The organism is Dietzia sp. UBA5065 (genome assembly GCA_002415925.1).
Taxonomy (GTDB): domain Bacteria; phylum Actinomycetota; class Actinomycetes; order Mycobacteriales; family Mycobacteriaceae; genus Dietzia.
The window spans coordinates 1-5505 of record DIAZ01000019.1 but is presented as its reverse complement, the minus strand read 5'-3'; the positions used below and the strand labels follow the sequence as shown (position 1 = coordinate 5505).

The window sequence follows — 5505 nt, the reverse complement described above, 5'->3', positions numbered from 1 at the left end:
CCCTCGCGGTCGGGGTCGGTGGCCAGCAGGAGCTGGTCCACGCCCGCCAGTTCCTTCTTGAGCTCGGCGACCTTCTTCTTCTTGTCCGCGCTCACCACGTAGATGGGCTCGAAGTCGTGGTCCGGGTTCACGCCCAGCCGCGCCCACGGTTCCTTCTTGTATTTGGCCGGGATGTCGGCGGCGCCCTTGGGTAGGTCGCGGATGTGCCCGACGGACGCCTCGACCACGTAGTCGGGCCCCAGGTAGGGCTGGATCTTGCGGGCCTTGGTGGCGGACTCGACTATCACCAGGCTCCGCTTTCCGCCCGATGCTGTCTGCTTGCTCGCCACTGAACTGCTCCCAACCTGCGCTGATCCGACGGCGACACGACGTCACCGACCTCCGGTCCGGGTTACGGTACGCGTCCCGGGGCCTCACCCATAAAGATTCATACCAGGCCTTTGCCCCCGGACGAGCCCGGTGCCCTACCGGGGGACCGGTGGCGGGCCGGGTGAGGGGCGCGGGGTGTCGAGGTACAGGCCGGACGGAGCCTGCCCGGTGCGCAGGTACTCCAGCACCAGGTCGTCGACCGCCCGGTTGCCGGTGTCGAAGTGGCAGTGCACGGTCCCGCGGATCCGCACGAGCGTGCCGCCGGTGGCCTGGGCGGTGCGCGGGCCGAAGAGGCCGGGGGTGTTGGGGTCGTGATCGGACTGGAGGATCAGCGGCGGCGCGCCCATCTCGTTCGCCTCGATGCGCGGCGGGACCGTCGAGGGCGGGTAGAGGCAGTACTCGGTCTGCTCGGTGAGCGCCCAGACGTCCTCGCTCGTACTGCCCACGGAGTCACTGCTGCCGATCAACGCCGGCGCCAACGGGTTGGACCGGGGCGGCGCGGTCTCGTTGCAGTTGAGGATCTTCAGATAGGTGGCCTGATCGGAGGTGACCGCGGGCCGGTCCGTCTCCTCCTCGAGCCGGTCCTCGAGCTCCTCCGGCGTGGTCTCCTCCTGCACCGTCTCGTCCTGCGCTGCGCCGTGGATCGTCTCCGAGATCACCCACGCGATGTCCGGCCAGGTGTCCGGCGACCGGCTGTAAATGTCGAGGACCCGGAAATACGCCGCGGCGCCGTCCGGGGTCTGGTCGAAGGCGCCGGTGGAGGCCAGCGCCGCGTTCTCCGCCCGCACCGAACCGCTGTTGAGCATGTCCACCGAACCCGGCGCGTCGTCGCCCGGCTGGGCGGGGGGCGGCAGGAACCGGGTCGCGGCGGCCCCGGCCGCCAGGTCGAGCTCGCGGATCTGTCGGTAGACCTTGAGCGGGGTGTCGCCGAGCCGGAAGGTGTCGTCGTGCTCCGCGATCCAGGCCAGGACGTAGTTGCGGGCCTGGTACCGGTTCTCCGCCTGCCGCTGGTGGAGTTCGTACCACCAGGCGTCGGAGGGGCCGACCGAGGAGTCCAGCACCATCCGCTCGATGCTCTGCGGGAACAGCGTCTGGTACATCATCCCGAGCGCCGTGCCGTAGGAGTAGCCGAGGAAGGAGATGCGCTCCAGCCCCATGGCCTGCCGCACCAGCTCGTGGTCGCGCACCACGTTCTCGGTGGTGATGGAGCGCACGAACTCGGGGTCGGTGTCCATGCACAGCTTGGCCAGCTTGTTCAGGTCGGCAGGCGTCAGACTGCCTTCCTCATCCCCCGGCTCGGGCAGGCACTCGAGCGCACCGGCGCCCTCCAGGCCGCGGGGCTGCACGATCACCAGGTCGTTGGTGCGCCGGATCTCGTCGATGGCCGAGTCGTCCTCCCTGTCGAGTGCGGTGTACCAGAGGTCCCGGGCGTCGGCTCCCGGCCCGCCCGGGTTGGAGAACACCGTCCCCTCGCGGGCACCCGTGGCGGTGATCTTGCGGACCTCGATCCCCACCGTGCGGCCGCCGGGGGCGGAATGGTCGACGGGGACCGGGACCGAGGCGCACAGGACGTCGGCGCGGGGCAGGCCGTGGACGATGTCGGCGGGCGAGTCCGCCGGGCACGGGCTCCACGCCAGCGTGTCCACCCCGGCCGGGGTGGGTGTGGGGACGGGGACGGTCGAGGCGACGGGGGGAAGGACGACGACGAGGGCCGCGGTCGCGGTGGCCACCGCGCAGCGCAGGAGAGGGGGCATGGTGGCGAGTTTTTCATCTTTGCAGCTCTGTCGCGGGAGTATCCGTCCACCACCGGCCCGACTGGTGGGCATAGACAGACCGGTCTATGGTTGGCGGGGAGGCCACGGTCAGGGACTGGAACGTGTTACAGTTTTTGGGATTCGTTCGTGGCCCGAGGCGTCGCCGAAACCGGCGTACCGTCGGTGGCCGTACGGGAACCCCGACGAGCCCGACTCATCTCGACGTACTGGAGGTCAGCAGCGGTGGGCAATGTGTCCAAGACCAAGCTGGACAAGGTGGTCATCCGCATCGCGGGCGACTCGGGCGACGGCATGCAGCTCGCCGGCGACCAGTTCACCTCGGAGGCCGCGGCCTTCGGCAACGACCTGGCGACCCAGCCCAACTACCCCGCGGAGATCCGCGCCCCACAGGGCACGATCCACGGCGTCTCCAGTTTCCAGATCCAGATCGCGGACTACGACATCCTCACCGCCGGGGACCGCCCCGACGTGCTGGTGGCGATGAACCCCGCGGCGCTCAAGGCCAACATCGACGACCTGCCCTCCGGCGGCATCCTCATCGTCAACTCCGACGAGTTCACCAAGCGCAACCTCACCAAGGTCGGCTACGAGTCCAGCCCCCTCGGCTCCCCCGCCTTCGAGGCGTTCCAGGTGCACGAGGTGGCCATGGGCACGCTGACCATCGGCGCGGTCGAGTCGGTGGACATCGGCAAGAAGGACGCCGAGCGCTGCAAGAACATGTTCGCGCTCGGGCTGCTCACCTGGATGTACGGCCGCACGGTCGACTCGATCGAGAAGTTCCTCGCCGACAAGTTCGGCAAGAAGCCCGCCATCCTCGAGGCCAACATCCTCGCCCTGCGCGCGGGCTGGAACTACGGCGAGACCACCGAGGCGTTCGCCTCCGAGTACGAGATCCAGCCGGCCCAGCTGCCGCAGGGGCGTTACCGCCAGATCACCGGCAACACCGCGATGGCCTACGGCCTGGTCACGGCCGGCCGCTCCGCCGAGATGCCGGTCTTCCTGGGCACCTACCCCATCACGCCCGCCTCGGACATCCTGCACGAGCTGAGCAAGCTCAAGCAGTTCGACGTGACCACCTTCCAGGCCGAGGACGAGATCGCCGGCATCGGCGCCGCCCTCGGCGCGTCCTACGGCGGGGCGCTGGGCGTCACCTCCACGTCCGGTCCCGGCCTCGCGCTCAAGTCCGAGGCGATCGGCCTGGCCGTGATGACCGAGCTGCCGCTGGTGATCATCGACGTCCAGCGCGGCGGCCCGTCCACCGGTCTGCCCACCAAGACCGAGCAGTCGGACCTCCTGCAGGCCCTGTTCGGCCGCAACGGCGAGTCGCCGGTCGCGGTGATCGCCCCGCAGTCGCCCGCCGACTGCTTCGAGATCGCCCGCGAGGCCGCGCGCATCGCGGTGACCTACCGCACGCCGGTGATCGTGCTGTCCGACGGCGCGATCGCCAACGGCTCCGAACCGTGGCTGCTGCCCGAGGTGGCCGCCCTCCCGGCGATCGAGAAGAACCTCGCCACCCCGCCCGGGGAGGGCGCCGAGGCGGCCGGGACGTACCTGCCCTACGCCCGCGACCCGGAGACCCTGGCCCGCGACTGGGCGATCCCCGGGCAGCCCGGTCTCGAGCACCGCATCGGCGGCCTGGAGAAGGCCAACGGCACCGGCAACATCTCCTACACGGCCGAGAACCACGACCTCATGACCCGGACCAGGGCCCTGAAGATCGCGCTCATCGAGGTCCCCGACCTCGAGGTGGACGACCCGACCGGGGACGCCGAGGTGCTCGTGGTGGGATGGGGCTCCTCGTACGGCCCCATCGGCGAGGCGGTCCGCCGCGCCCGCGCCAACGGCCACCGCGTGGCCCGGGCGCACGTCCGCCACCTCAATCCGCTTCCCCACAACATCGGTGAGGTGCTCGCGAAGTACCGCCGGGTGCTGGTGCCGGAGATGAACCTGGGCCAGCTCGCGATGCTGCTCAAGGCCCGCTTCCCCGCCCAGATCCAGCCCATCACCAAGGTGCACGGGATGGCGTTCTCCGCGGAGGAGTTGCAGACCGCCATCGAGGCCGAGTTCGCGGGCCGGCTCACCCACACCGAGCACGACAAGTACCGCCTCGCGCTGGACGGGGTCGTCACCACCACCGGCGAGCCCGCGGCCCGCAACCGGCGGATCGGCCACACCGCCACCGGCACCACCACCGCCAACCGAACCCGCTGACCTGTCGAGCGAGGAGAGGATCCCCATGACCACCACCGAACCCGGACTCGTCGGCACCGCGCTGCCGCTGGACGCGTTGGCCTCGGTACCCAAGGCCCCGGAGGGCTCGGCGCCGCAGAAGCCCAAGGACTACACCTCCGACCAGGAGGTGCGCTGGTGCCCGGGCTGCGGCGACTACGTCATCCTGGCCACCATCCGCGCCCTGCTGCCCAAGCTCGGCCTCAAGCGGGAGAACATCACCTTCATCTCCGGCATCGGCTGCTCGAGCCGCTTCCCGTACTACCTCGAGACCTACGGGATGCACTCGATCCACGGCCGAGCCCCGGCCATCGCGACCGGCCTGGCCACCACCCGCCCCGACCAGTCCGTGTGGGTGGTCACCGGCGACGGCGACGCCATGTCCATCGGTGGCAACCACCTCATCCACACCCTGCGCCGCAACGTCAACCTCAACATCCTCATGTTCAACAACCGGATCTACGGGCTGACCAAGGGCCAGTACTCCCCCACCTCCGAGCCGGGCAAGGTCACCAAGTCCAGCCCCATGGGCTCCCTGGACTTCCCGTTCAACACCCTGTCGCTGGCGATCGGCGCCCAGGGCACCTTCGTCGCCCGCGCCCTGGACTCGGACCGCAAGGGTCTGACCGAGGTCCTCGAGGCCGCCGCCCGCCACCGCGGCACCAGCTTCGTGGAGATCCTCCAGGACTGCCCCATCTTCAACGACGGCTCCTTCGACCTCCTGCGCAAGGAGGACGCCGGCGACCACCTCATCACCGTGCGCCACGGCGAGAAGATCGTCTTCGGCGACGACGGCCAGCACTGCGTCGTGCGGTCCGGATTCTCGCTCGCCGTCGCCGCCACCGCCGAGGTCGACCAGGCCGACATCGTGGTCCACGACGCCCACGCCGAGGACCCCACCTACGCCCACGCGCTGGCCAACCTGTCCAGCCAGGACCTGCAGTACACCGTCACCGGCATCATCCGCCAGGTCCGCCGCGAGACCTACGACGACCAGGCCCGCGCCCAGGTCGCCACCGCCAAGCAGACCGCACCCTCGGACCTGCAGGCCCTGCTCGACGGCGGCAACACCTGGACCGTCGGCTAGACCGAGCCGCGTCCGACCTGCCCGCGTCCGACCTGACCGCGTCCG

At 70.1% G+C, this 5505-nt stretch carries 4 protein-coding genes; 2 read left to right on the top strand and 2 right to left on the bottom strand.

Annotated elements, in window-relative coordinates:
• Nucleotides 1–287, bottom strand: a 287-nt coding sequence (locus tag B4M60_RS01835) for a toprim domain-containing protein (protein WP_414646708.1), incomplete at its 3' end; no start/stop codon positions are given.
• Between the two features lie 177 nt (nucleotides 288–464).
• Nucleotides 465–2123, bottom strand: coding sequence for an alpha/beta fold hydrolase (locus B4M60_RS01830; protein ID WP_291079741.1), 1659 nt, complete (start codon nucleotides 2121–2123; stop codon nucleotides 465–467).
• A gap of 312 nt (nucleotides 2124–2435) precedes the next feature.
• On the opposite strand from B4M60_RS01830, the gene B4M60_RS01825 reads away from it, so the two are divergent.
• Entirely contained in the window at nucleotides 2436–4355 is a 1920-nt protein-coding gene (locus B4M60_RS01825) for a 2-oxoacid:acceptor oxidoreductase subunit alpha (protein WP_414646707.1), read from the top strand.
• A gap of 25 nt (nucleotides 4356–4380) precedes the next feature.
• Entirely contained in the window at nucleotides 4381–5460 is a 1080-nt protein-coding gene (locus B4M60_RS01820; protein ID WP_291079737.1) for a 2-oxoacid:ferredoxin oxidoreductase subunit beta, read from the top strand.
• Nucleotides 5461–5505 lie beyond the last annotated feature (45 nt).

Coding starts and splice junctions, on each gene's coding strand:
- B4M60_RS01830 (WP_291079741.1), bottom strand. CDS start 2,123: ATGCCCCCTCTCCTGCGCTGCGCGGTGGCCACCGCGACCGCGGCCCTC.
- B4M60_RS01825 (WP_414646707.1), top strand. CDS start 2,436: ATGCAGCTCGCCGGCGACCAGTTCACCTCGGAGGCCGCGGCCTTCGGC.
- B4M60_RS01820 (WP_291079737.1), top strand. CDS start 4,381: ATGACCACCACCGAACCCGGACTCGTCGGCACCGCGCTGCCGCTGGAC.